Here is a 25,143-nt window from a genome sequence, read left to right as displayed (position 1 = left end):
TTCGTTGTGCCGGGGTTCGGCGTGATGTCCAGATTCGCAAACCGGTTGTTCGCAATCGTCGGCTTACCTTCCCGAACGCGCGATGTTCAATTTTTATCTCGGCAAGTCATAAGTTGGCGGCGACTTGAGAGTTGGGCTCAATCTCACGCCTGCTACCAGCAATTTTTGCGCTCCAGGACCAACGTAGTACGACTTAATCTTCGCAAACGTATTCATTATCTCCCGAGTGAATAAAGCGTACAAATCTTGCGACGCTTTCTCCGGTCGAACCGTTCCGATTTGTCCCGCAAGTAGCCGATTTTCACTCGCCAAGCCGCCTAGATGCAGGCTCACCGAATCAGGGTTTTCGAGTTGGTCTATCGCGTGTTTGACCGTTTCGTCACGTTGCGTGACCTGTCTCGTCGAAACCTTGATCGCTTCATCAAGTACAAGATAGATCGTGAGCGGAACCAACTCGTTCATATCACTGCAAATCTGCGGCAGCGGGTTCTCGAAAAGCCCGGCCTTGACAAGCTTCAACGGGCGCTGCTGTGAAACAGTCGCTACCAGAAGCGTCCAATCTTCTGATGTTGCGTAAACTGGAAATTGGCTTTTTTTCATACCAACGTTCTTTCTTAGGGCTTGCGAATCAGCATCACATGGTCGCCCGTCTGGCTATGAGTCCTGGTTGCATTAGTCGCTCCGCGAGTCGGCAGCTCAATACCAGCTGCGAGTGTCGACAGTGTTTACGCGTGCAACTGAACTCTGCCGCGGCCAAGCGGCCCGCAGGGTTGGGGAAATTGGACTCTGACCCTTTTTCTTCCGGACTGTGAAAGCGCAGTGACAGCCAATGCTTTAATCAGGCTCATGTCGGATACCGCATCCATCAATGCGACAGCACCATTTTGCTGCGCTCGCCCAGCTTGCATCACTCTTGTTTAGCTCAACCACACCATCTGCAACCATGGTCGCTGGCTGACCGTACTCCCCCACATCCATCTCATAAATATTCACCGCAAGCCCTTCGTGGAGGAGAACGTATTTTCCAGATGCATCTGCTCGACTGTCGGTCTTTGATAAAAGTACAAGATCGGGCTCCACCATCTCGTTGAAGTCGACAGAGATACGAGGACGTGTCATTTAATTTTTCCTTTACCTACGCTGATCGCGAGGAACCGCTTCGTCGTACCCGCGTTCGGCGTGATGTCCAGATTCGCAAACCGGTTCTTCGCCATCGTCGGCTTCTCGTCCCCGAAGGCGCTGTAGCTCCATTGCCAGACAGGCTGCCCGCCCGCGTTCGTCAGTCGTCTCGGCGTGTTCAGGTGATCGCTGTGCACCGCATAAGTCGCACCGTTGATCACCGCAGCAATCGGCATCGGCCCACTGGCAGTTGGCAAGTACACGTACTGTGCCTGCCCCGCACTGGCCGCACCCCCACTGCCCACCTCCGCAATCAGCGTGCCTTGCTCGTCATACGCATACGCATAGCCCAGTCGCTCCGCCGACGTGCTGCCCGGGCTCCACAGCTTCGTAAAAAACCCGACCAGGCTTCGCATGACGCCGGGGTTGCTTTCGTTGCCCTGCACCGGCGGATACAGCGGCTCGGTCTTGAACACCCGCTGTCCCAGCGCGTTGTGCACGTACCGCGTGGTAGGGCTCACATCCGTTGCGCCGGTGGTCACCGCGGCCAGTCGGCCTTCGGCGTCGTAGGCATAGCTGCGCAGGCCGTCACTCACCATATCGCCGTTGGCGTTGTAGCCGTAGCTGACGTTTGTGCTGCTCGATCCATTGAGGGTCTGCGTGAAGCCTGTCAGCCGGTTGCTCGTGACCTCAGTGGTGTAGATGCAGCGCCGGACACACGGCCCGCCGCGTCGTAGCTGTAGCCACTGAACTCCGTCGCGGTGAGGCGGCCCGCGGTGTGGGGAGAAATTGACTCTGACCCCTTTTCTTCATAACCCCTTTTCTTCACTTGGTCGATGCGATCCGGCGGAATGCTCAAGCTAAATTCAACTTAGGTGCGAGCATTTCTCTTGCCCGCAAACTTCCCAGAGCTTCCGCAGCCCGCAGCATCGTCATTGAGCGTTCGCGATCATTTCGCTGCTCCAGCGTCGCGAGTTCTACCAGCGCTTGCGCACTCAGTCCTTGGGCGGCCGATTCGAGGATTTGCAACCTATCAAAGTCAAGCGGATTTTCATAGCGGGTCTGTTCGTACATCTGCCAAAGTGCATCCGCATGCCCGGACTCGCCAGCACGTTGGAGCATCTTCAACGCTTCGGCTTTGGTCACGCCAAATCGCGCGTCCCAACAACAGCGCGCACCAGCGGTGTACAGATCGTCCGCGCTATTCAGTGTCGGATGCATATCTCTCGCTCGCCGAATCCACTTGACCACGATTTCAGCATCCGGCACGACGCCGCCATTGCCGAGATCAAAAATCGATATGAAGTGAAGCATGGCGCCATAGAAACCACGCTCAGCCAGGGCTTCGAGCACGGTGCGACCCAATCGGGCCACGTCGGCATCTTCATTGCAAGCAAGCCAGTAGGCATGTTCGACCGTTGTACTTGAGTTCATTCACGTCCCTTTGGCATACCGCTCATTATCCGAGGCAGCGTCAGCTGGAGTCTGCGATTTTGCAAGCGATTACTGAGTTTTCCGTCATTGAAGACTTGCATCTGCGCGCGTTTGATGTACTGCTTTTCACCCTCAGTGAGTTTGTCCAGTGTGTCCTTGAAAGGGCCGGCACATAACTTCTCATCTCCAGGGTAAACACCAAAAGAACCCGTCAAAAATCGTGGCCCTTCCTGCTTTCCAATGAACGTGTGCACATGATGACCTGCACCCGTTTTCGAGCCGTGCTCTGCACGGAAGTCAGTCGCAGGAGGGCCCGGATAGGCGACGATGGACACGGAGCCAATGTTGTAGACGGTTTCCAGTCCCTCGGGATCTGCGAACAGCAACGGGTTGAGCTCTGCATAGGCAAAGAGATTCCAGCCAGCGTCAAGTCCAGTCGGATCCGGCTGCGTATAGCGCCCGGTCCTCGGATCGTAGGAGCGATTGACGTTGTAGTGCAGTTCTGATTCGCTGTCGTAATACTGCCCCGGATACCGCAGGTTGAACTTCACCTCGGAGATGTTCGTCGTGCCCGGATTCGGCGTGATGTCCAGATTCGCAAACCGGCTCTTCGCAACCGTCGGCTTCTCGTCCCCGAAGGCGCTATAGCTCCATTGCCAGACAGGCTGCCCGCTTGCGTTCGTGAGTTTTCTCGGCGTGTTCAGGTGATCGCTGTGCACGGCATAAGTCGCACCGTTGATCACCGCAGCAATCGGCATCGGCCCACTGGCAGTTGGCAAGTACACGTACTGCGCCTGCCCCGCACTGGCTGCACCGCCACTGCCCACCTCTGCGATCAGCTTGCCCTGCTCGTCATACGCATACGCATAGCCCAGTCGCTCCGCTGACGTGCTGCCCGGACTCCACAGCTTCGTAAAAAACCCGACCAGGCTTCGCATGACGCCGGGGTTGCTTTCGTTGCCCTGCACCGGCGGGTACAGCGGCTCGGTCTTGAACACCCGCTGCCCCAGCGCGTTGTGCACGTACCGCGTGGTCGGGCTCACATCTGTGGCGCCGGTGGTCACTGCGGCCAGTCGGCCTTCGGCGTCGTAGGCGTAGCTGCGCAGGCCATCCGTCAGCAGGTCGCCGTTGGCGTTGTAGCCGTAGCTGACGCTTGTGCTGCTCGATCCATTGATCGTCTGCGTGAAGCCTGTCAGCCGGTTGCTCGTGGCTTCTGCGGTGTAGATGCGGCTGACGGTCTGTGCGCCTCGCACCACGACGCTGCTGGCTCGGTTGCCGTTGTTGTCGTAGGTCAATGCGTGCGTGTGGCCCGGCGCGTCGAAGTGCCGCAGCCGGCCCGGCATGCTGTAGACGGGTGTCCATGCGACGGTGTGGGCCGACATTGAACTCTTCATCGGGTCCGCATCGCCGGGTTGATAGAGGTTCTGGCTGACGCCGGACACACGGCCGGCCGCGTCGTAGCTGTAGCTGCTGAACTCCGTCGCGGTGAGGCGACCCGCGGTGTCGTAGGCACGGCTCGCTGACACCGCAGGAGAGGCCAGAGCCCAGGTCCAGCCAGTGGGCTGCCCCAGCGGATTCCAAGTGATGCCGGTGACCAGCGGGTTGCCGTTCAGGCTCAGGCCGCTCAGGCGCCCGGTGTTGTCATAGGCATGCCAGAGCACGCCGCCCGCGTTCGGGTAGTGGATGGCCGCCAGCGTGCCGTCGCGGTTGTACATGTAGCGCACCTGCAGAATGTTGCCTGTGCCTGCCCCTGTGGCGAGCGTCTGCTTCTTGATCGACACGCGACCGAGGGCATCGCGGATGTACTGCGTGGTGCCGCTGCGGTCGACGATTTCCGACAGGTAGCCCCTGCTCGGGGGCGTGAGGTCGTAGCGCAGCATGGTGGTGTTGCCGTCCGCAAAGACCAGGCTGGTCGGCCGACCGAGCAGGTCTCTGCGAATGGTCGTGGCCCGGCCCATGGCGTCGGTGATCTGGCTGGGCAGGCCCAGCGCGTCGTACTGCGTGCTCGCCGTGCCCGTGTCGGCGCTTGACTCGGTGGTGGCGTTGCCTTGGGCGTCACGCGTGTAGACGGTCGCCACGCCCTTGAAGTCCTTGGCTTCTGTGACGGCGTCGAGCGCGTTGTACTTGAAGGTGGCCGACAGATCGATCGCGTCTGTCACGCGGCTGATGCGGCGCAGGCCGTCCAGGCCGTACTGGTTGCTTTCGTTCAGGCCATTGGTGGTGCGCACGAGCTCGCCGTTGGCGTCGTAGCCGAAGGTGTGGGTCTGGTTAGGACCCTCGGTCTTGCCGGCGAGGCGGTTGATGTTGTTGACGGTGCGCGCCACGCTCCAGGCCAATGCGCCTGCGCTGTCCCTGACCTGCTCGGCGGTGCGGTTGCCCATGCCGTCGAGCGTGTAGCTGCCGCTCTCGCCTCGGTTGTTGCGCCAGCCTGTGAGGCGATGGGCCTCGTCGTAGGTGTAGGTCAGCGCAAGGCCGGTGGGCAGCGTCACGGTCTCCACCGTGCCGTAGGGCTTGTAGGTGAGCGTGGTGGTCTGGCCGCCCACGGTCTGGGTCAGCAGGCGGTCGCGCGGGTCGTAGGTGTAGGTGGTGACCAGACCGTTGGGGGCGGTCGTGCTGGCCACGCGGTTGGCGTTGTCATACGTGTAGCCGGTGACATGGCCCAGGGCATTCGTCGATGCGAGGAGGTTGCCGTGCGGGTCGTAGCTGTAGGTGGTGACTGCGCCGTTGGGTTCCGTTGCGGTGGCTGCAAGCTGAGACGTGTTGTAGGTCCACTGCCAGAGCTGGGCTTTGTTCGTGGCGGTGTCGGTGACGGTCTTCGACAGGGTGTTGCCGAAGGCGTCATAGGTGAAGGCGGTCGTGCGGCCGGGTTCGGTGACCAGTGCCGGCAGGCTGAAGGTGGCGTGCCACTGGGTGGTCACCGTTCGCGCATCGGGCGTGCCGGCTGCATGGACCACAGTGGTCGGCAGACGGCGCACAGCGTCCCAGCTGGTGGTGGTGACAGTGCCCTTGAAGTCGGTCTCCGACGTCGGCAGGCCGTTCGCGTCCTGTACGCGGCTGGCCGCATCGTCCAGGCCCTCGCCCGAGGGCAGAGACCCCGAGGTGACGGCGAGCGTGCCTTGAGAGCTGGCATAGCTGTAGTTGCGGCTGGTGCCCAGCGGGTCGACCACGGTGGCCGACCCTGCAGCGGGGTAGCTGACCTGGTAGCTGTCCGCGGCACCGGCAAGCTGGCTGCTGACCGCCCGGCCTGCGTTGTCGTAGGCGAAGGTGCCCCAGCGAGCGCCGCTCTCGTCGAAGATGCCTGTCAGGCCTTGAGGGAACGAAGCGATCTCGTAGGCGAAGCTGCGAACCTTGCCATCGGGGTAGGCGACCGAAGACAGGCGACCAACCCCGTCGTAGGCATACGAAATGACGCGGGCATCTGGGGTGGTCGCTGTGGCCAGGCGGCCCGAGCCGTTGTAAGCCAGGGTCAGGGTGCGGCCGAATCCGTTGCTCACCGAGACCAGTTGACCAAGACCGTTGTACGTGTGCGCGGTGACCCAGCCGTTTCTGTTCACTTCGGACAGCAGCTTGCCGGAACCATCGAAGTGGAACGAGGTGTCGTCGTCGGCACGGCGGTAAGTCCAGCCGCCCGAGGAGGTTTGCGCGAGAGTGTCGGCACCGCTGCCGGCGCTCCAGTGGGTGGCACCGGGCAGTTTGTCGAAGGTGCGTACGTGGCCTTCGGCGGTGGTGAAGGCCACGCTCGAGGGTGCGGTTGCAGGTGTGGCGACGAGCCTGGCGCTGAAGTTGTGCGACCAGACCTGGCCCAGCGGATTTGTTTCTCGGCCCGAATCAGCGGCCCAACTGCTGCGGTAGGTGCGCTTCAATAAAAGGGAATTGGGGCCGGAATCAGACCAATCGATTTCGGCGCGGTATTTCTCGGCTGTCGCGGGGAGGATGGGATTGCCCATGCACATTCCGGCAACCGGTTTGGAGGCGGGTGGCAATTCCGGGGGAGAGGGCGGTTTGTCGGAGGTGATGGAGCCGCCGCCGGAGGTTGTTTGCGCGGCGTGACCGTCGGTGCAAGAGCCATTCGGGGACGCCGAAGTTGCGGGATGAAGACGCAAATAGGAAAATGACGTGTCCGAGAGCGCCTTGATTTCTATGGTCGTGCTATCCCAAAGTTCTCCCGAAGATAGACAAATCCAGGCTGGCTTCTGCTGTTTTGCGACCCGCCACGCCTCTACTGCCTGCGACGGCGAGGAACCGGTGCCTGATACGTCAGCCGCTGTGGCTGTGTACGTTGCTGCAAATGCGTCTGACGCAAAAATTGCGAATACCGCGGCAAGCAAAGATTTAAATAGCCTCATTGCATTCCTCCCGTTTTTTGGTGTATCGGAATTCTTGAAACGCCAAAAAACGCGGCGCAAGATTCTGACTGCGCCCGGAAGGTACATGTCACCTGAATTTTTTACAATGCAATCTTTAAATTCGAGCAGTATTCCTAGACTTAAAAGTTCTCAATCATTAACAGTCATTCATCAACTATTAAAAACTGATAACCAATTCTCGAGTAAAGACGATTTTTTAATTTTTCCAGGTAGATCGCTGGATTAATTTTGCTCACTCAATCGACCGGATAAAAGTGAAAAATCAATGCGGAAATACGGTAAACGGTGTTCCAGCTGAAAAAGACGCAGATACAGGACGTGCGTTCAAGGGGGCTGCCCGTCACTCGCGCAAGCTCTTGATCGAGTGGCGGGCTTTAGGGGACGAGGGCATCCGCAGTGTTCAGCAATTCAAACATTGCGCGTTCGACTGATGCAGCAAGCAGCGGAGCCACCAAAGACGGACTTTGCAACCCGAATGCCGCTGCCAGTGAAGCCGCACACCCAAAGCACCGCCGCAATAATCCTCAATGCCTTCCATCTCCTTCGGCCCGCTCCCCACCGAATGCCTGTTCGACGAAACCCTGCACATCACCGTGCACGGGCTGTTGCCGGGTCAGCAGATCAAGCTCCACGCGCTGGGCGCCGGGCCTGCGGGAACCTTGCTGGCCTCGCAAACGAGCTTTCACGCGGGCGCCGCAGGCGACGTGGACTTGTCCCGCGATGCGCCTGCAGCCGGCGACTACACGGGCGTGGACGCGATGGGTTTGTTCTGGTCCCGCTCGGTGCGACCGGCCGCCGATGTGCCGCTTTCAATGCTGCGCGGGGACGACCCCATGACCGTCGTGCTCGTCGTCGAAAGCGAGTCCGCCGCGCCAGTCACGCACAGCATTCGCAGGCGCTATTACGACGCTTCTGTTGCATTGCGCAAGGTGCGCGAAGAGGGACTCGTCGGCAGCCTTTTCGCGCCGCTGGCACCCGGGCGCCACCCTGCGGTGTTGGTCGTGGGCGGCTCGGGTGGCGGCGTGCAGTGGTCGCAGGAAATGGCCGCGCTGCTGGCATCGCATGGGTATGTGGCGCTGGCACTGGCTTACTTCGGGGCCGAGGCGCTGCCGCCCACACTGGACCGTATTCCGTTGGAGTACTTCGGCAAGGCCATCGCCTGGCTCGCGCGGCAGGACAAGGTCGACCCCGAGCGCATCGCCGTGTCGGGCGCATCCCGGGGCGGTGAGCTGGCGCTGCTGCTGGGAGCGACGTTTCCCGCCATCCGGGCGGTGGTGGCCTACGTGGCGAGCGGCATCGTCGGGCCCGCCTATCCGCCGAGCGGGCACTCGGCCTGGACGCTCGGCGGCAAGGACGTGCCGTACGCCGATGTCATGCCGCTCGCCGAGTGGAACGAGGCCGTCGCGCAAGGGCGTGTCGACGCCGACAGCTTCGACTGGTACCTGATTCCACTCCAGGACAGCGCCTTGGTGGAAGCCGCCTCGGTTCGTGTGGAAAACATCCAGGGACCGGTGTTGCTGATCAGCGCTCAGGACGACCGCATCTGGCCCTCCGCCGCGCTGACCGAATTTGCAGTGGCCCGCCTGCAGCGCAAGGGCTTCGCCCATTCCGTCGAACACGTGTCGTACGCCGACGCGGGCCACAGCCTCGGATGGCCGAACGTGTCCACCATGTCGACGCGCTTCACGCACCCTGTATCGGGTGAAGCGCAGAACCTTGGCGGTTCGCCGGCCGGCACGGCCCGCGCCCGGGAAGATTCATGGCGCAGGATGCTGGCGTTCCTGCGAGACAAGCTGTAGACGGGCGGGGCCATCCAGGCCCGGTGCCAGCGCGACAAGGTCGATGCCGCGTCGCTCAGCCGAACAACCTCCTCATCCACCCCTGCTTCGCCTGCCCACCCGGCCGCCCCTGCAGCAGCTCCTTGCCAACCTGCTCCGCGACGATGCGTTCCGCCGAAGACGCGGTGCTGTGCAGATGCGCTTTCACCACAGGCACATAGGCACCGTCTTCATGGCGGATGTGGTTGAACAGCCACCGCGACAGCATCGCGTGAAGCTCCGCGAGCACCGGCTCGCCACGCTCGAAGCGCGCATGAAACTCGACCACGCGCCGCACGAAGATCTCGTGCACCTTCTTGTGTGGGGTGGAAAACGGATAGCCAGCATCGTCGAGCATGGCCTCCTCGAACGCGAAATGCGAGGCCGTGTAGTCGATCGCTTCCTCGATGATGCGGCCCACGGTGCGCTGGTCGTTCGTCAGCCGGGCATCGTCCAGCGCATTGATGTACTGAACAATGCGCTGGTGCTGGGTGTCGATCTCATGGATTCCGGTATTGAGTTCGTTCTTCCACACGAGATGCGCCATGATGTCCAAGTCCAGATTTCAAGAGAGAGCGCGCAGTATCGATGTGCGAATGGCGCGCTCTGTTGATCTGAATCAAGGGCATCGATAAGGTCCTTGCACAAGTTGGAAGAAGCGGCCTTCGAACGAGCGAATCAGCGCCCCTGAACTGCCCCTGAGCGATGCGTCATGCGCAACGCAACGCAAACATTCTGTCGTTCGCACGCCTGCGTTGGTCCTTGAGGCGGTCTTGCTCGAAACCTGGCAGCGGCTGGCGCGCGGCAGCGTCGATCGAGGCGATCAGCGCCTTCAGCTGCGCGCATTCCGAAGTCGGGGTGTCGACATTCATCGCCACGCGGCGTTCGTGTTCCGCAACGGATTGCGCGATCACGCTGTTGTTATGCAAAGAGGCTTGCCTTGCATCGTCCGACATGCCGTCGGCCAGGTTGCTGTCTGGATGCACCGCCACTTGTGCGGCCTGGGCGCCGGTGGGGCAGGGGCCGTCCGAATAAGCGATGGCACCCGAGGCCGACGTGCATTTTGAGAAGCGCTGCACGCGAGGGGCCAACGCCGGGTCTGGCAGCCGCGCGTCTTGCCGCGCTGGTGGTTCCGCTTGCGGCGCAGCGGATGGCGCGCCCTGCGGGTCTTTCTGCGCGCGCACCGGGTTCACCCCAGGCCCACTGTTGAACGCCAGGTAGGCCAGGCTCCCCAGGACCAACGCCACAACAATTCCAATGAGGAGCCACATTTGATCGATGGATTTCGAGGGCCGCAACGAATGCTCCCATGCCGCCATCGCGTGGTCGGCCTTGTCCATCGAAGGGTCTCGAAAGTCCTCGTTGCGCATGCCGCTGAATGCCCTGTGGTTGACGCGCCGCCGACTGCCGTGGCGCGAGCGGGAGGATACCTTTCAAGCGCCGCTGGTCCATCGACACTGACGGCGCACTGACCACGCGAAATGGATACTTTCGCATAAGGATTCTGGGTGGTTTCGCATCACCGCTCAGATAACCTTCAGCTAAGTATGAGGTGATAAAGCAATGATCCGTTGCCCGCACATCGATACCGCGATGCGCACCATCCGCGCCTCGTACTTGGAGCAACCCGCAGGTGACCACAGCCGCTGTTCAAACATTTGCCGACGTGCGCCTTGCTGCATCCGCAGCGCCGCTGCACGCCACTCGCCCGGCGGCGCGACGCCCATGAATGCCGTCTTGCGCGAGGCGCCGCAGCTGGCGCAGGTGAAGGCGTTGCGCCCGCGCAGCGTGTCGTGCGTGGTGCCCTGCTTCAACGAGGCCGCCAACCTGCGGCAACTGCTGCCGCAGCTGGAAGCCATGCTCTGGGCCACCCACCTGCGGTGGGAAATCATTGTGGTGGACGACGGCAGCACCGACGACACGCAGGCACTGGCCGAGCAGTGGTGCGAACGATCGGGCTTTCGGTACATCTCGCTGTCACGCAACTTTGGCAAAGAGGCCGCCATTACCGCGGGCCTGGGCGCCGCCACGGGCGACGCCGTGGTGCTGCTCGACGGCGACATGCAGCACTCGCCCGCGCTGGTGCGCGCCATGATCGACCACTGGCTGGCAGGTGCCGAGGTGGTCTACGCGGTGCGCGAAGACCGGAGCGACGAGGCGCGCCTGAAGAAGCTGGGCACGCGCCTGTTCTACAAGCTGCTGAACGCGTCCGACCGTTTTGCCGTGCCGGAGAACGCGGGCGACTTCAGGCTGATGGACCGCAAGGTGGTCGATGCGCTGGCCCAACTGCCCGAGCGCAGCCGGTTCATGAAAGGCCTGTACGCCTGGGTCGGGTTTCGCGCGGTGGCGCTGCCGTACACGCCGGCACCACGCGCCGAAGGGCGCAGCCGCTTCAACGGGCGGCGGCTTTTGATGCTGGCGCTCGACGGCCTCACCGCCTTCACGACCTGGCCGCTTCGCATGGTGAGCGTGATGGGGCTGCTGCTGGCGGTGCCCGCTTTTGCCTACGGCAGCTATGTGGTGGTGGACCACCTTGTCTTCGGCAACGCGGTCTCGGGCTGGGCCACCATCGTGGTGAGCCTGATGTTCTTCATTGGCGTGCAGATGATTTCCACCGGCATCGTCGGCGAGTACGTGGCGCGCATCTTCGAAGAGGTCAAGGGCCGGCCGCTGTACCTCATTCGCGAGCAGCGCGGCACCGGGCTCGAGATGGAAGAGGCATGACCACGCGTGCACCCGAGGCGCGGCAGCTGTGCATCTGCGCCGACGACTTCGGCATGAGCCCCGGCGTCAATGCGGCGGTGCTCGCACTGATCGAGCGGCGCAAGCTCAGCGCCACCGGCTGCCTGGTGCAGCGCGAGGCATGGACGCAGGGGCTGCCAGCGCTGCGGCGCGTCGATCGCGCACAGGTGGATGTCGGCCTGCACCTGGACCTGACCCCGCCCCAGGTGCCGGGCGGTGACGAGCCCGGGCTGGGCCCGCTGCTGCTGCGCACCTTCACGCGAACCGCGTCGCTGCCGCACTTGCAGCGCGCCATTGCCGACCAGCTGGCCCGCTTCGAGGACGACATGGGCCGCCCGCCGGCCTTCGTCGACGGGCACCGGCATGTGCACCAGCTGCCGGTGGTGCGTCGCGCGCTGCTGGACGAGGTGTCGCGCCGCTACGGCGCGGCGCCGCCCTGGCTGCGCAACACGCGGCCGCGCGCCGTGCAAGGGGCCGTCACGCTCAAGGCGCACGTCATTCATGCACTGGGAGGCCGAGCGCTGGCGCGTGCCGCCGCGCGCAACGCAACCCCCACGAGCCGTGCGCTGCTGGGCGTGTATGACTTTGCGGGCGGGCACGCGGGCTATCGCCGGCGCATGCTCGGCTGGTTGTCCTCGGCGCGCAACGGGGACGTGCTGATGTGCCATCCCAGCATGAGTGACACGGGCAACGCAGGCGACACGCACGACACGCCGCACGGCGAGGCGCGCATGGCCGAGTACGCGGTGCTCGCCGACATCGATTTCCCATGGACCACGCCCACGGGCGACCAGGTGGCGCTGGCGCCGCTGTCCACCCACTGGCCTCGCGCTCGCACATGAAGCACGCATCTGTGGCCGTCGAGCTGGCGCCGGGCCATTCACAGAAGAGCCCCTCGGGCCTGTCACCGAAGAGCCCCTCGGGCCTTTCGTTCCCGGCGCTGGACAGCCGAAACGGTGTCCTGCTGGCGCTGGCGGCCATGGCATTGGTGTGGACCGTGGCCATCTCGTTCTTCTATCCGTCGCCGCCATGGGACAACGTGGAAGAGCTGTTCTGGGCCGGCAGCTTCGAGCTGGGCTACTACAAGCACCCGCCGCTGCCGAGCTGGATCATGGGCGTGCTGGTGGGCCTTGCTGGCCGCGAGCCGTGGCTGACCTATGCGGCAGGCGTGGCGTGCGGCGTGGGGGCGCTGTTCATCGTGTGGCAGTGGTCGCGCGAGATGGTCGTGCCCCGGCGCGCCGCGCTGGCGCTGGTGCTGGGCACGCTGGTGACGTACCACGTGCAGCGCGCCGTCATCTACAACCACAACACGGTGCAGCTGATCTGGCTGGCCGGCTACTGGTGGATGCTGTGGCGCGTGCTGCGCGGGCCGTCGTCGCGCTACAGGGACTGGGCCTGCCTGGGTGCTTTTGCGGCGCTGGCGTTTCTGACCAAGTACAGCGCGGTGGTGCAGTTTGCGGTCGGCCTGGCGTTCATCGTGCGGCAAGGCCTGTGGCGCGAGGCGCATGTGCGCACCGGCGTGGCCATTGCCGGCGCGGTGGCCTTGGCGATGCTGCTGCCGCACTTCGCGTGGATGGTTCGCCACCCCGACCTGTCGATTGCCTATGCGCTGCACTCGGTGCACTCGAAGACACCGGCGGTCTACAGCTACAACAGCCTGCGCAAGGTGGTGACGCTGCAGATCGTCAGGCTCTTGCCCATGGTGCTGATGGCGGCCTGCCTGTGGCTGACGCGGGCCAGGGGCGGGCCGGCATCGCCCGCATCATCCGCATCACTTGCATCACCCACATCACTTGCAGCGAGCGCGTTCGACCGGCGCTTCTTGGCGTGGGCCAGCTTCGGCCCCGTCTGCGCGGTGCTGCCGCTGGCGGCTGTTTTTCAGGTGACCTTGCTGCCGGCCTGGCTCACCACCTTCTTCTTGCCCGTTGCCTTGTGGGCGGTGGTGAACCTGCGCGGCCTGGACGCCGAACACTGGTCGCGCCTGCGGTGGCGCGTGGTGATGGCGGTCACCGTGGTCGTGCACCTCGTCGGGGCCTTGGGGCAGGGGTGGGTCGAAGGTGTCTGGAGCAGGCAGCTGGGCTACATGACGCGGCCCAACCTTCCCGCGCAGGACGTGGCACTTGCGGTGAACGACCTCTGGCAGCGGCGCGTGGGCGATGCCCCGCTTCAGTTGCTGGTCGGCGACACGTGGTTTGCGGGTGCGGTGGCGTTGAAGATGGCGCCGTCGATGCAACTGCTGGTCGACGGCCAGGAGCGCGATTCACCGTGGCTGGCGCCCGGCACGCTGGCGCGCGAAGGCGGCATGGTGCTGATTCTGGACAACCCCGATTTCCTCTCGGAGGGCATCATGCTGGAGCCCCTGCTGGCGTCGGCCAACTGCCGCGGTGTGCTGAACGTGCCCTGGACGGGCCAGGGCGCGGCGCACAGCGCGCGCATTCGCTGGGGCATCGTTCTGCCCAAGGACCGTGCTGCGCACGATACCGGTCAGCCCGCGCGGGCCTGCTAGCGCCTGATCAGCGGCGCAGGCACTCCTTCGATCACCACGTTCAGGCACGCCGGCATGCGGCTGTCGAGCGCACGCTGCACCGCAGGCATGAGCGAGGCGGCGTCGCTCACGCATTCGCCGTGCGCGCCAAAGGCCTGCGCCACCGTGTCGTAGCGCGTGGGCCGCAGCTCACAACCGATGAGCCGCTCGGGCCCGTAGTCGCGCAGCTGGATCTGGTATTCGGCGTTCCAGCGCGCGTCGTTGCCCACCACCGCGAGAAACGAGAGCCCGTAGCGCAGCGCGGTGTCGAACTCGGCAATGTGAAAGCCGACCGTGCCGTCGCCCATGACCGCGACGATGGGCGCCTCAGGCTGGGCACAGCGCGCCGCCAGCGCATAGGGCAGGCCGGCGCCAATGGCACCGGCCACGCCGTTGTTCACGCGGTGCGGTGCGCGCAGGCAGGCCATGGCCCACTGTCCGATTTCGCCGCCATCGCACACGAGCACCGATTCGGGGTGGCTGTCGAGCACCGCTTGCAGGGGCAGCAGCATCTGCACCGGATGCAGCCGGCCCGGCAGTGCCGAGCAGGCGCTGTTCCATGCGGCGGGCCGGTACGACAAGGCGCTGCGCACGTCGCGGAGCCAAGGCGACGGCGCGGTGGTGGTCATGGCCATGGGCCCGTCTGCCTGCGTCGTCTCGGCCAGCGCGCGCAGCGCCGACCAGGCATCGGCCTGCGCCACGGTCTTCAATCGGTCGCCCAGGGCGCGGCGGCTGCGTTCCATTTCCTCAGCGTCCGCGTCGACCTGATGCACCTGCGTGGCAGCCGGAAAGGCGGCGCCGAACTTCAGCGTGAAGTCGAGCCGCTTTCCCACGAGCACCAGGCAGTCGACATCGGCCAGCAGTTGCGCGAAAGCGCCGAGGCTGGCGTCGGCGATGCCACGCGGGCTTTCCATGCCGACCACCGGAATGCCGGTCGCGTCTTCGAGCGCGCTGGCCAGTGCGCGCCCGGGACGCGTCATGCATGAGGGGCCGACCAGAATCATCGGCTTGCTGGCCTGTGCCAGGCACTGGCGCAAGCGCGCCGCAACGGCTGGCGCGAGCGGCATCGGCGTGGGCGCGAAGTCTTCTCTTTGTGGGGTTGAAGGGGCGGCGGCCGCTTCGAGCACGTCGCTCGGCAAGCTCAGGTGCACCGGCCCCGGTCGCCCGGACCTGGCGAGGCGGATGGCCTTGGCAATGTCGGTGGCCACCTCGTCGGGGCTGGCGCATGTCCAAGCGGCCTTGCAGACCGGCGCGGCCATTTCTGCCTGGCGCATCTCCTGGAACGCGCCTTGGCCGAGCTGGTCGTTCGGCGCGTGGCCGGACAGCAGCACCACCGGTGCCTCGGCCATTTGCGCGGTGTACAGCGCGGCCACGGCGTTGGCGTGGCCCGGGCCGCCGGTGACCAGCGCAATGCCCACTTCCCCGGTGATGCGGGCCCACGCGTCGGCCATGTGCACGGCACTGGCCTCGTGGCGCGTGTGAACCAGCGCAATGCCGGAGCCGAAAGCCGCGTCGAACACTGGCATCACATGGTTGCCGGAGAGCGTGAAGATGCGCGTGACGCCCGCGGCGTGCAGGGACTGGATCAGCGCGTCGGCGCCTCGGTGGCGAAGGGTGGGGGTCATGGCGAGAGAGCTCCGGCAGGGCGCCAATGCGCTGCGAATGGTCAAGGACATAATTGTGACCCGATGAAACCGCACTCCTTCCCCTTGTCCGTCACGCCGTGTGCGTTGCGGTGGGGTCGTCGGAGCGAGGCGCCATGAGGCTTGGCAGCGCGGGCCGTTGGCGATGCCGTGGCTGGGTCGCCAGGCTGTGGCTGGCCATGGCGCTCGTCGTGCTGGCGTGCGCCACTGCTGCCCCTGTCGCTGAATTGCCGGCTGCCGATGCGTCGCAGCGCAATGACGCCGTGCACATCACCCGCGCCCAATTGCTCTCCATTCCAGGCACCGGCTACACCGCCCCGCCCCAACGCATCGAAGACGCGGCGCTGCCGACCGACGGCTGGAAAGAGGTCGCGCTCCCGTACACGGCCGGGCGCGATCTGCTTCCCACCCCTTCGGGGGCAGTGCGCACCGTTACCGACTGGTATCGCATCGACGTGACCGGGCTGGCGCCCTCTACGCAATCTGCGCAATCTACGCAGCCGCAGCTGCTCTACCTCGCCCGCTGGAAAACGCTGGGCCACATTGCGGTGTACGGCGACGGCATGCTGCTCTACCAGTCGCACGGCAGCCCCGTGCACAACGGCTACAACCATCCGCTGCTGCTGCCGTTGAACGCCACCGCGCACGCGCCGCCGCCGTCGTCGGTGCTGATTCGCGTCGACCGCCTGCGCAGCAGCGGCAGCGGGTTCTCCACCGTGTGGGTGGGCGGCGAAGGCGCGCTGAGCTGGCGCTACCAGGTGCGCCAGCTGCTGCAGGTGGAGCTGCCCTTCATGGGCAGCGCCGCGTTTTTGGCGGTCGGGCTGTTCGCGTTCGCGGTGTGGCTGGGCAAGCGGCGCGAGTCGCTCTACCTGCTGTTCTTCGCCATCTCCGCGCTCGCCTTCTTGCGCATGCTGCACTACTACGTGGGCGGCAACTACATGCCCATGTCGGACGACTGGTTCGAATGGCTCACGGTGGCCAGCCTGCTGTGGCTGATCGTGCTCATCCACCTGTTTTTGCAGCGCCTGCACCAGCAGCCTTCACCCTGGCTCACCCGCCTGGCGCTGGTGCTCACGCTGGCCTGCAACGTGACGACGCTGCCGCATGTGTCGAAGGCGATCGTCAGCCTCTACCTGTTCACGCCGCTGCTCAACCTGATGGTGCTGCCGGTGGCCGTGCTGATCTTTGCGGTGAACCTGCGCAAGGCGCTGCGCGCGCAGTTGCCCGAAGGGCGCATGGTGGCGGGCTGGACGGTGTTTGCCGTGGTGTTCACCTCATACGACGGGCTGCTGCAGAACAACCTGGTGAGCCCGGAGAGCGTGTACACCTCGCCCTACGCCATCATCGGGCTGTTCTTTCTGTTCTCTTACATCATGTTCCAGCGCTACACCGGCGCATTCGCGGAGGTGGCGCGCCTGAACACCGGGCTGGCTTTGCGCCTGCGGGAGCGCGAGGCGGAGCTGCAGCAAAGCTACCAGCGGCTGCGCGTCATCGAGAACCAGAACATGCTGAGCGCCGAACGCCGGCGCCTCATGCAGGACATGCACGACGGCCTTGGCTCCACGCTGATCAGCGCCATTCGCTCGGTGGAGCGCGGCACCATGAGCGACGCCGAAATATCGGTCGTGCTCAAGGGCTGCATGGAAGACCTGAAGCTGGTGATCGACTCCATGGAAAGCGTGGACACCGATCTGCTGCTCCTGCTGGCCACGCTGCGTTTCAGGCTGGCGCCGCGCATCGAAGGCGCGGGCGTCTCGCTGCGCTGGGAGGTGCAGCCCGTGCCCTCGCTGCCGTGGCTGGACCCGAACAGCGCGCTGCACATTCTGCGCATCACGCAGGAGTGCATTGCCAACGTGCTGCGCCACACGCAGGCCACCACCATCGGCGTGAGCACCGCCACGGTGGACGAGGGCGTGTGCGTGCTCATCGAAGACAACGGCGCGGGCTTCTCCGTGGAAGAGGCCCTGCGCCGCGGCGGCCGGGGCATGCACAACCAGCAGCAGCGCGCGCTGGCCATTGGCGGGACGGTGCGCTGGGAGTCGGGCAGCACGGGGACGCGCTTCATGCTGTGGTTGCCGCTGCAGCGCGAGATGGACGCCGAGAAGGTGTTGGCGCCTTTTTGAGCCGCGGGCAGGAGCCGTGTCAGCCGACCCGGTTCACCCCGCACCACCGCGCCATGAACACCGCCAGCACCGCAGTCACCTGCACCATGCTGTCGATCGACACCCACTCGTCGATGCCGTGAATGTTGGCGCCGCCCGAGGGCCCGTAGCAGATGGCCGGCGTGTCCCCGTAGAGGTTGAAGAACTTCGCATCGGTGGTGCCGGTGAAGGCGGTGGGCGTCAGCACCTTGCCCACGATGTCCTGGTGGCAACGGGCGAGCGCTGCCACGATGGGTGCGTCCGCAGGCACCTCGCAGCCGTCGGCCTGAAAGCCCTCGTACACGATCTTGTAGCTCAGCGCGGCATGGGCAGGGTGCGCCTCGTAGGCGGCGGCCAGCAGGGCCTCGACCTCGGCCTTCACCTTCTCGACCTTCATGTCGGGGTAGAAGCCCAGGCGCACGTCGGCGCGGCAGGCCGATGGCACCGACGAGGCCCATTCGCCGCCGTTGATCTTGCCCAGGTTGAAGTTCACCGGATGGTTGTGGTGCGCAAAAGAACGGTAGCGCGCGCTGGGTGCGTTCCATTTTTCTTCGAGCTTTTTCAGCTCGCCGAACAGGTACAGCACGAAGTCGATGGCGCCCACGCCGGTTTGCGCGACCGAGGCATGCACCGGCTTGCCCAGCACCTCGATGGCCAGCCACAGCACGCCCATCTGGCAGGTCATGATGCCGTCGGCCGCCACCGGCTCGGTGATGACGGCCGCATCCGCGCGGTAGCCCTCCACCAGGCAGGCCAGCGCGCCGTTGCCCGTGCATTCCTCTTCGATGACCGACTGAAAGTACACCGGCGACGCGGGCTCCAACCCCAGCGAGCGCAGCGCCTTGTAGGCCATGGTGTACGCGATGATGCCGGCCTTCATGTCGGACGAACCGCGCCCGTACAGCCGGTCGCCCTCCACCTTGCCCGAGAACGGCGGGTGCGTCCAAAGCACCTCGGCGCCGGTGGGCACCACGTCGATGTGGCCGTTGAAGATCAGCGAATTGCCCTTGAACGGCCCGGTCGGGCGGTGGATGCCCACCACGTTCGTGCGGCCCTCGTAAGAGACGATGGACGGCGAGTAGCCGGGGTGCGCGCGCAGCTTTTCTTCGTCGATCTGAAATTCGTCCACCTGCAGGCCGAGCGCGCCAAAGGTGTCGGCCATGAAGCGCTGCGCGCTCTGCTCGTGGCCCAGCAGCGAGGGGTGCGTGACCAGCTCGCTCAGCATGGCGACGGCCTCGTCGCGCAGGGCATGGGCGGCGGCGACGATGGCGGCTTCGTCGGCCTGGAGGGGAAGGGCTTCATTCATGAACCCATTCTTTCAGCGGCGCGCGCGGCGCACCGTTGGGAATGGGCCTGGGACTGTCGCGGATGCGCCGTTCTGACCGGGCTGGCGCATCCGCCGCGCCTGCGCGCGCTCAGGTCGCCATTGCAGCCTGTCTTGGCGAAGAAGCCTTCGGCGCTGCTGGGCTGGCCGCGTCCAGCTGCTTCACCAGCGCGCCCCAGCGCACCCGCGCCGTCACCACGCTTTCTTCCTTCACATGCCCGAAGCCGCGAATCTGCTCCGGCAGCCGCGCGAGCGACAGCGCGGTGTCGAAGTCGATGCGCTCGAAGCGCGCGAGCAGGTCTTCGACCATCGCGCGGTAGTCGTCGATCAGCTGGCGCTCCATGCGGCGTTCGGCCGTGCGGCCGAACACGTCCAGCGCCGTGCCGCGCAGGCCACGGCACATCGCCAGCACGCGGAACGCACCCAGCATCCACGGCCCGAAGCTCGTCTTCAGCGCGCGCCCTTCGGCATCGCGGCGGCCCAGCAGGGGCGGTGCGAGGTGAAAGCGCAGCACCGGCTTGCCTTCGAACTGCTCGCCGAGCTTTTGCATGAAGCGCTTGTCGGTGTACAGGCGCGCGACCTCGTACTCGTCCTTGTAGGCCATGAGCTTGAACAGGCCCGATGCCACGGCCTTCGCGAGCAGCGTGGTGCCACGCCCTTGCTGCTCCACCGCGCGCACCCGCTCGACCAATTCGGCATAGCGCTGCGCATATGCGGCGTTCTGGTACGCCTTGAGGAACGCGGTGCGGTCCTTCACCCGTGCCTCGAAGCTCTGCGGCCGCTGCAGCGCCACCACCTGTTGCGGTGTGGCTTCGCGCGTGACCGCGGCAAGGTCCAGCGCCGCCTTGCGGCCCCAGCGAAATGCCGACTGGTTGGCCTTCACCGCCACGCCATTGATTTCGATGGCCTTGTTCAACGCCTCGGCCGACAGCGGCACGCAGCCCTTCTGAAACGCGAAGCCCAGCAGGAACAGGTTGGCCGCAATTGCGTCGCCCATGAGCCGCGTGGCCAGTTGCGTGGCGTCGATGAAGTCGGTGCGCCCGTCGACCGACTCATCGATCAGCGCGCGCACCTGCGCGGCCGGAAACTCCCAGTCGGGCTGCTGCGCAAAATGCCCCGTCGGTTGCTCGAAGGTGTTGACCAGCGCATAGGTGCGCCCGGGCCGCATGCGCGCAATGGCGTCCGGCGCGCCGGCGGTGAGCATGTCGCAGCCCAGCACCAGATCGGCCTCGCCGGTGGGAATGCGCTGCGCTTTTAGTTGCGCTGCGTCGCGCGCAATGCGCACATGCGAAGTCACCGAGCCGTTCTTCTGCGACATGCCCGTCATGTCGAGCACGCTCACGCCCTTGCCCTCCAGGTGCGCGGCCATGCCGATCAGCGCGCCGATGGTGATGACGCCCGTGCCGCCGATGCCGGTGATCAGAATGTTGTGCATGCCGTCGAGCGTGGGCGGTGCGGGCTCCGGCAGCGGCGGTTCCGCAACTGCGGCCTTGGCCGCCACGGGCGCCTGCTTGCGCGGCTTCACGCCTTCCACCGTCACGAAGCTCGGGCAAAAGCCCTTGATGCACGACTCGTCCGCGTTGCACGCGCTCTGGTCCACGCTGCGCTTCAGGCCCAGCTCGGTGGGCTTGGGCAGCAGTGCGGTGCAGTTCGACTGCTCGCCGCAGTCGCCACAGCCTTCGCACACCGCGTCGTTGATGAACACGCGCCGCGCAGCCTGCGGAAACTCGCCCGTCTTGCGGCGGCGGCGCTTTTCCGCCGCGCACACCTGGTCGTAGATGAGCACCGACACGCCCTCGCACTCGCGCAGCGTGCGCTGCACCGCGTCCATGTCGTCGCGGTGGTGCACCGTGAGCACGAAGCCGTCACGCTCTGGTGGCAGCACGCTGCGGTCGGCCCAGCGCGTCGGGTCTTCGGCCACCAGCGCAAGGCGCTTCACGCCCTCGGCCGCCATCTGGTGCGCGATGCGCGGCACGCTGAGCGGCCCGTCGACCGGCTGGCCGCCGGTCATGGCCACCGCGTCGTTGTAGAGAATCTTGTAGGTGATGTTCACGCCCGCCGCCACCGCCGCGCGAATGGCCAGCGAGCCCGAGTGGTAGTACGTGCCGTCGCCCAGGTTCGCGAACACATGCCTGCGCTTGGAGAACCACGCCTGCCCCAGCCACGGCGCGCCTTCGCCGCCCATGTGCGTGGTCGTCTTGTTGTGCTCCGGGTAGATGGCGGTGGCCATCACGTGGCAGCCGATGCCCGCCAGCGCCAGGCTGCCTTCGGGCACCTTGGTCGAGCTGTTGTGCGGGCAGCCCGCGCAGTACCAGGCCGGGCGTGAAGGCGTGGCCACGGCCTTGCCGAGCACCACGTCCTTCGCGTCGAGAATGGCCAGCCGCATGCGGATGCGGTCGCTGGTGTGAAAGCGCGCAACGCGCGCGGCAATGACCCGCGCAATCTGCGCCACAGAAAAGTCCGCCGTGGCCGGCAGCAGCCATTGGCCGCGCGGGTGCGCACCCCATTCGCCCTGCTCGTCGAACTTGCCGATCACGCGCGGGCGCACGTTCTCGCGCCAGTTGTACAGATGCTCCTTGAGCTGGTACTCCACGATCTGACGCTTTTCTTCGACCACCAGAATCTCTTCGAGGCCTTCGGCAAATTCACGCACCGAGTCGGGCTCCAGCGGCCAGGGCATCGACACCTTGAACAGCCGAATGCCGATGCGCGCCGCCTCTTGTGCGTCGATGCCCAGTTCTTCCAGCGCCTCCAGCACGTCGCGGTACGACTTGCCCGAGGCCACGATGCCCAGCCGCGCGTTGGGCGAGTCGATGGTCACGCGGTTCAGGCGGTTGGCGCGCGCATAGGCTATTGCGGCGTAGATCTTGTAGTTGTGCATCAGCGCCTCCTGCTTGCGCGCCTGCACGCCCAGCGTGTCGCTTGAGAGCCGCGCATGCACGCCGCCGGGCGGAAACACGAAGTCCGCGGGCAGCCGGGTGTGCACGTCGCGCGTGCCGGCCGCAATGGAGCCCGACGACTCCACCGTGTCCGCCAGCGCCTTGAAGCCGACCGGCAGCCCCGCAAAGCGCGACATCGCAAAGCCGTGCAGGCCCAGCTCGATGTACTCTTCCACGCTCTGCGGGTAGAGCATGGGAATCATCGAGGCCGCGAACAAGTGGTCGCTCTGGTTGGGCAGCGTGGAAGAAGAGGCACCGTGGTCGTCGCCCGCCACCAGCAGCACGCCGCCGTGGGGCGAGGTGCCCGCATGGCTCATGTGCTTGAAGACGTCGCCGCAGCGGTCCACGCCGGGTGCCTTGCCGTACCACATGGCAAACACGCCATCGACCGCGCTCTCGCCCGTCAGGTGCACCTGCTGCGTGCCCCACACGGCGGTGGCCGCCAGCTCTTCGTTCACGCCCGGCAGAAACTTGACGGCGTTGGCTTCCAGCTGCGGCTGCGCCTTCCACAGTGCTTCGTCCAGCCCACCGAGCGGCGAGCCGCGGTAGCCGGAGACAAAGCCTGCGGTGTTCACGCCCGCTTGCTGGTCGCGCCATTTCTGCACGAGCATGAGGCGCACCAGCGCCTGAATGCCGCTGAGGTAGATCCGGCCTTCGGTGGCCGTGTATTTGTCGTCCAGCGCAACGCTGGCCAGTTCGTGGGATGCCATGACTGAGAAGACTCCGGGTAGGACTCGAGGGATGCGGACGTGGCCCCGGTAAGGGGCCGGCCCGCGTAGCGCCGCGCCGGGGTAGACGGCAGGGCAGCAACGATTCTTCCGCTGGGCGGGCGGAAAGTGCTTCTTCGTTTTGGCCGTACGGCGTGCGTTGCGGAAGATTCGTCTTTTTCGGATGCGATGTGCCGAAAGAATTTCGGTGGCCCTCGGGTGTGGCTCAGATGGCGCTCATGTGGCGCTCATGTGGCGCTCGGGTGGCCCGCTGGCCCGACAATGGCGGCCCCGCAGAAAGCAGAGACACCATGAGACCCGACCTCGATTCGCTGGCGCTTTTCCTGCGCGCCATTGAGCACGGCAGCCTGTCGAAGGCCGCCGCCGAGAGCCACATGGTGCTGTCGGCCGCCAGCCGCCGCCTGGCCATTCTGGAAGGCCACCTGGGCGTTGCGTTGCTCAACCGCAGCTCGAAGGGCGTGACGCCCACCGGCGCGGGCGAGTCGCTGGCCATGCATGCGCGCCAGATCCTGCGCGACGTGGACCGCATGCGTGCCGACCTGTCGGACTACGCGCAAGGCGCCACGGGGCGCGTGCGGCTGCATGCGAATGCGTCGGCCATGGGGCAGTTCTTGCCTGACGATGTGGCGAGCTTTCGGCAGCGGTATCCGGAGATTCGGGTGAGCGTGGAGGAGCACCGCAGCGTGTACATCGTGCAGGCCATTCGGGACCGGCAGGCCGATGTGGGCGTGATCACCAGCGAGGCGGCCGACCCGGCGCTGCACTTCATTCCTTACCGCACCGATCGGCTGGTGGCCATCGTGCGGCAGAAGCATCCGTGGCGTGGGCGAGAGGTGTCGTTCGAGGAACTGCTGGACTTCGACTTTGTGGGGCTGGAAGACGACTCGGCCATTTCGCGCACCATGGAAGACGCGGCGATGAGCGCGCGAAAGGTGCTGCGTTTGCGGGTGCGGGTGAAGAGCTTCGAGGCGGTGTGCCGAATGATCGAAGCGGGCATGGGCGTGGGCATATTGCCCGAGGGGGCGGCGGTGACTTATCGCAAGGAGATGAAGTTGCGGTTCATCAATCTGACCGATGCCTGGGCTTCACGTCGCATGTACCTGTGTACGCGGCAGGAGGCTTTGAGTTTTCCGCAGCGTCGGTTGGTGGATCATCTTTTGGCTCGGGGGATGCCTTAAGGGCAGATTCGGGGGCGGGACCGGGGTCGGGTTCGGGTTCGGGTTCATTCAGGGCGACGCTCACGCCGACGGGGTGCCTTGCTCCGCGAATGTCCCCCGCTTCGCTCCTCCTTTATTTCGCTGCGCAAGGCACCCCATCGACGTGAGCGCTCAGCGCCGCTGTGCGATGCCACAGGCACGTTGCGCCTTGTTTGATCGATCGCCGACGACGCCGCTGTGGCTGCCGCAGCAGCCGCTTTTGAGTTTTGCTTGGAAGCGAATGTGGCCTTGTGTGACATGCCGGCACAGCGCTCTTCAGGCCCACACGCGGCGCATTGCAGAAGCTGCATTTGTTGGCGCTTGCGGAGATTTCGTTTCGAACGAAACGGCCATTGCGCCGGGCTCTTATCTAAAGTGAACGCCCCTGCCACTCACTACCCCAGCAAGGGGACAAGGAAGACGCTACACACACAGCCACACAGATATTTGAAGACTGCTCGCCTCGCGGCAGGTTGTCGGTGCTGAACAAGCAACGACGCAGATGCGAGGTATCAAAAGGCGACGGCCGGGGTGTTGAAGCATCCCGACCGTCTAACCAAAGAAGTGCACCAACCTCTAAAGGAACGCACAAAAATGGCTACCAAGACTATAGCCGGGGCCCACTCGCCCCCAAACTCCCCCGACGAGACCGCCCAAGACCCGGCGGACCAACTCGAAAACACACTCGCCCAACTAGAAGCCCTGCTGTGGGTCTGCCACGGGGAAAACATCGATTGGTGCAGCGGCACGGGACCGCGACAACTGGACAACTTGCTTTGGCTTGCGGCTGAATTGGCGCGCAAGGCTGGGGAGCTGTTTCAGTTGAGTGAGAAGGCGCGGCATGGCGCGCCTGAGACCAGCAGTTAGTGCCTGGTCTGCGGGCTGCGAGTTTCGCAGCCCGTCTGTGGCGCGGTATTCGTTTGTGGGGTGGCTTTGAGGCGATATCCGCTCCATAGCGGACATCGGGCCCTCCCGAAAGCGGACGTTCGCGGAAGGTCCGGATCAGAGCACGGCGTACAGCCGTTTCGGGCTCCTTTGCGATGCTAGGGAACATCTGATCAAGTCGTAAATTGACTTGATGACGAGCGCGCGTGTTGTGTCGCAGCGCTCGCCGGCTCGTTGCACCGGCATTCGATGTGTTTGAGCGCTTCTGTAGTGCCCTTACGCTG

The 25,143-nt window shown here is 64.9% G+C and carries 18 protein-coding genes; 8 read left to right on the top strand and 10 right to left on the bottom strand.

From position 1 onward, the window contains the following. Positions 1-93: 93 nt before the first annotated feature. The 5 genes from VLK31_RS24865 to VLK31_RS24845 all read right to left on the bottom strand — a co-directional run bounded on the left by VLK31_RS24865 (position 94) and on the right by VLK31_RS24845 (position 6,500). On the bottom strand, positions 94-600 hold the full coding sequence (locus tag VLK31_RS24865) for a hypothetical protein (protein WP_409171137.1): 507 nt from the start codon (positions 598-600) through the stop codon (positions 94-96). A gap of 234 nt (positions 601-834) precedes the next feature. Then, the gene (locus VLK31_RS24860; RefSeq protein WP_409171136.1) at positions 835-1,119 is read right to left on the bottom strand and encodes a hypothetical protein; all 285 of its coding nucleotides are present in this window, start codon (positions 1,117-1,119) and stop codon (positions 835-837) included. Further along, entirely contained in the window at positions 1,116-1,715 is a 600-nt protein-coding gene (locus VLK31_RS24855; protein ID WP_409171135.1) for a hypothetical protein, read from the bottom strand. The genes VLK31_RS24860 and VLK31_RS24855 overlap by 4 nt, the downstream gene beginning before the upstream one ends. A gap of 259 nt (positions 1,716-1,974) precedes the next feature. Further along, positions 1,975-2,553, bottom strand: a complete 579-nt coding sequence (locus VLK31_RS24850; protein ID WP_409171134.1) for a hypothetical protein — start codon at positions 2,551-2,553, stop codon at positions 1,975-1,977. Further along, a complete protein-coding gene (locus tag VLK31_RS24845; protein ID WP_409171133.1) occupies positions 2,550-6,500 on the bottom strand; it encodes an RHS repeat-associated core domain-containing protein in 3,951 nt (1,316 codons plus the stop codon). Before VLK31_RS24845 ends, VLK31_RS24850 begins: the two co-directional genes overlap by 4 nt. Before the next feature lie 169 nt (positions 6,501-6,669). Here VLK31_RS24845 and VLK31_RS24840 point away from each other — a divergent pair, with 169 nt between their 5' ends. Then, positions 6,670-7,146: a hypothetical protein gene (locus VLK31_RS24840; protein WP_409171132.1), complete on the top strand. Its 477-nt coding sequence runs from the start codon at positions 6,670-6,672 to the stop codon at positions 7,144-7,146. 301 nt (positions 7,147-7,447) lie between these two features. After that, complete coding sequence (locus tag VLK31_RS24835; protein ID WP_409171131.1) at positions 7,448-8,719, top strand: acyl-CoA thioesterase/bile acid-CoA:amino acid N-acyltransferase family protein; 1,272 nt, start codon at positions 7,448-7,450, stop codon at positions 8,717-8,719. Positions 8,720-8,774: 55 nt separating this feature from the next. On the opposite strand, the gene VLK31_RS24830 is transcribed toward VLK31_RS24835, so the two are convergent. Beyond that, positions 8,775-9,284: a bacteriohemerythrin gene (locus VLK31_RS24830; protein ID WP_409171130.1), complete on the bottom strand. Its 510-nt coding sequence runs from the start codon at positions 9,282-9,284 to the stop codon at positions 8,775-8,777. 163 nt (positions 9,285-9,447) lie between these two features. Then, positions 9,448-10,077 (bottom strand): hypothetical protein, encoded by a 630-nt coding sequence (locus VLK31_RS24825; RefSeq protein ID WP_409171129.1) that lies wholly within the window; start codon positions 10,075-10,077, stop codon positions 9,448-9,450. 385 nt (positions 10,078-10,462) lie between these two features. Between VLK31_RS24825 and VLK31_RS24820 the strand changes: the two genes are divergently transcribed. The 3 genes from VLK31_RS24820 to VLK31_RS24810 are packed head-to-tail and all read left to right on the top strand — an operon-like array spanning position 10,463 to position 13,985. Further along, the gene (locus VLK31_RS24820) at positions 10,463-11,461 is read left to right on the top strand and encodes a glycosyltransferase family 2 protein (protein WP_409171128.1); all 999 of its coding nucleotides are present in this window, start codon (positions 10,463-10,465) and stop codon (positions 11,459-11,461) included. After that, on the top strand, positions 11,458-12,321 hold the full coding sequence (locus VLK31_RS24815; protein WP_409171127.1) for a ChbG/HpnK family deacetylase: 864 nt from the start codon (positions 11,458-11,460) through the stop codon (positions 12,319-12,321). Before VLK31_RS24820 ends, VLK31_RS24815 begins: the two co-directional genes overlap by 4 nt. Then, positions 12,318-13,985 carry an ArnT family glycosyltransferase gene (locus VLK31_RS24810; protein ID WP_409171126.1) on the top strand — a complete coding sequence of 556 codons (1,668 nt, stop codon included), beginning with the start codon at positions 12,318-12,320 and terminating at the stop codon, positions 13,983-13,985. Before VLK31_RS24815 ends, VLK31_RS24810 begins: the two co-directional genes overlap by 4 nt. Here the strand turns inward: VLK31_RS24810 and VLK31_RS24805 are convergent. Next, positions 13,982-15,628, bottom strand: a complete 1,647-nt coding sequence (locus VLK31_RS24805) for a thiamine pyrophosphate-binding protein (RefSeq protein ID WP_409171125.1) — start codon at positions 15,626-15,628, stop codon at positions 13,982-13,984. The genes VLK31_RS24810 and VLK31_RS24805 overlap by 4 nt on opposite strands. A 134-nt stretch (positions 15,629-15,762) precedes the next feature. Between VLK31_RS24805 and VLK31_RS24800 the strand changes: the two genes are divergently transcribed. Next, positions 15,763-17,769 carry an ATP-binding protein gene (locus VLK31_RS24800; protein WP_409171124.1) on the top strand — a complete coding sequence of 669 codons (2,007 nt, stop codon included), beginning with the start codon at positions 15,763-15,765 and terminating at the stop codon, positions 17,767-17,769. A gap of 19 nt (positions 17,770-17,788) precedes the next feature. On the opposite strand, the gene VLK31_RS24795 is transcribed toward VLK31_RS24800, so the two are convergent. Beyond that, a complete protein-coding gene (locus VLK31_RS24795) occupies positions 17,789-19,093 on the bottom strand; it encodes an ArgE/DapE family deacylase (protein WP_409171123.1) in 1,305 nt (434 codons plus the stop codon). A 109-nt stretch (positions 19,094-19,202) separates the two neighbouring features. After that, entirely contained in the window at positions 19,203-22,760 is a 3,558-nt protein-coding gene (locus VLK31_RS24790; RefSeq protein ID WP_409171122.1) for an indolepyruvate ferredoxin oxidoreductase family protein, read from the bottom strand. 308 nt (positions 22,761-23,068) lie between these two features. On the opposite strand from VLK31_RS24790, the gene VLK31_RS24785 reads away from it, so the two are divergent. Both VLK31_RS24785 and VLK31_RS24780 read left to right on the top strand, forming a co-directional pair. After that, positions 23,069-23,956: a LysR family transcriptional regulator gene (locus VLK31_RS24785; protein ID WP_409171121.1), complete on the top strand. Its 888-nt coding sequence runs from the start codon at positions 23,069-23,071 to the stop codon at positions 23,954-23,956. A 612-nt stretch (positions 23,957-24,568) separates the two neighbouring features. Further along, entirely contained in the window at positions 24,569-24,841 is a 273-nt protein-coding gene (locus VLK31_RS24780) for a hypothetical protein (protein ID WP_409171120.1), read from the top strand. Positions 24,842-25,143: the final 302 nt, after the last annotated feature.

This window comes from Variovorax sp. H27-G14 (assembly GCF_046156345.1).
Taxonomy (GTDB): Bacteria; Pseudomonadota; Gammaproteobacteria; order Burkholderiales; family Burkholderiaceae_C; genus Variovorax.
This window is presented reverse-complemented; position numbering and strand designations above follow the sequence as displayed.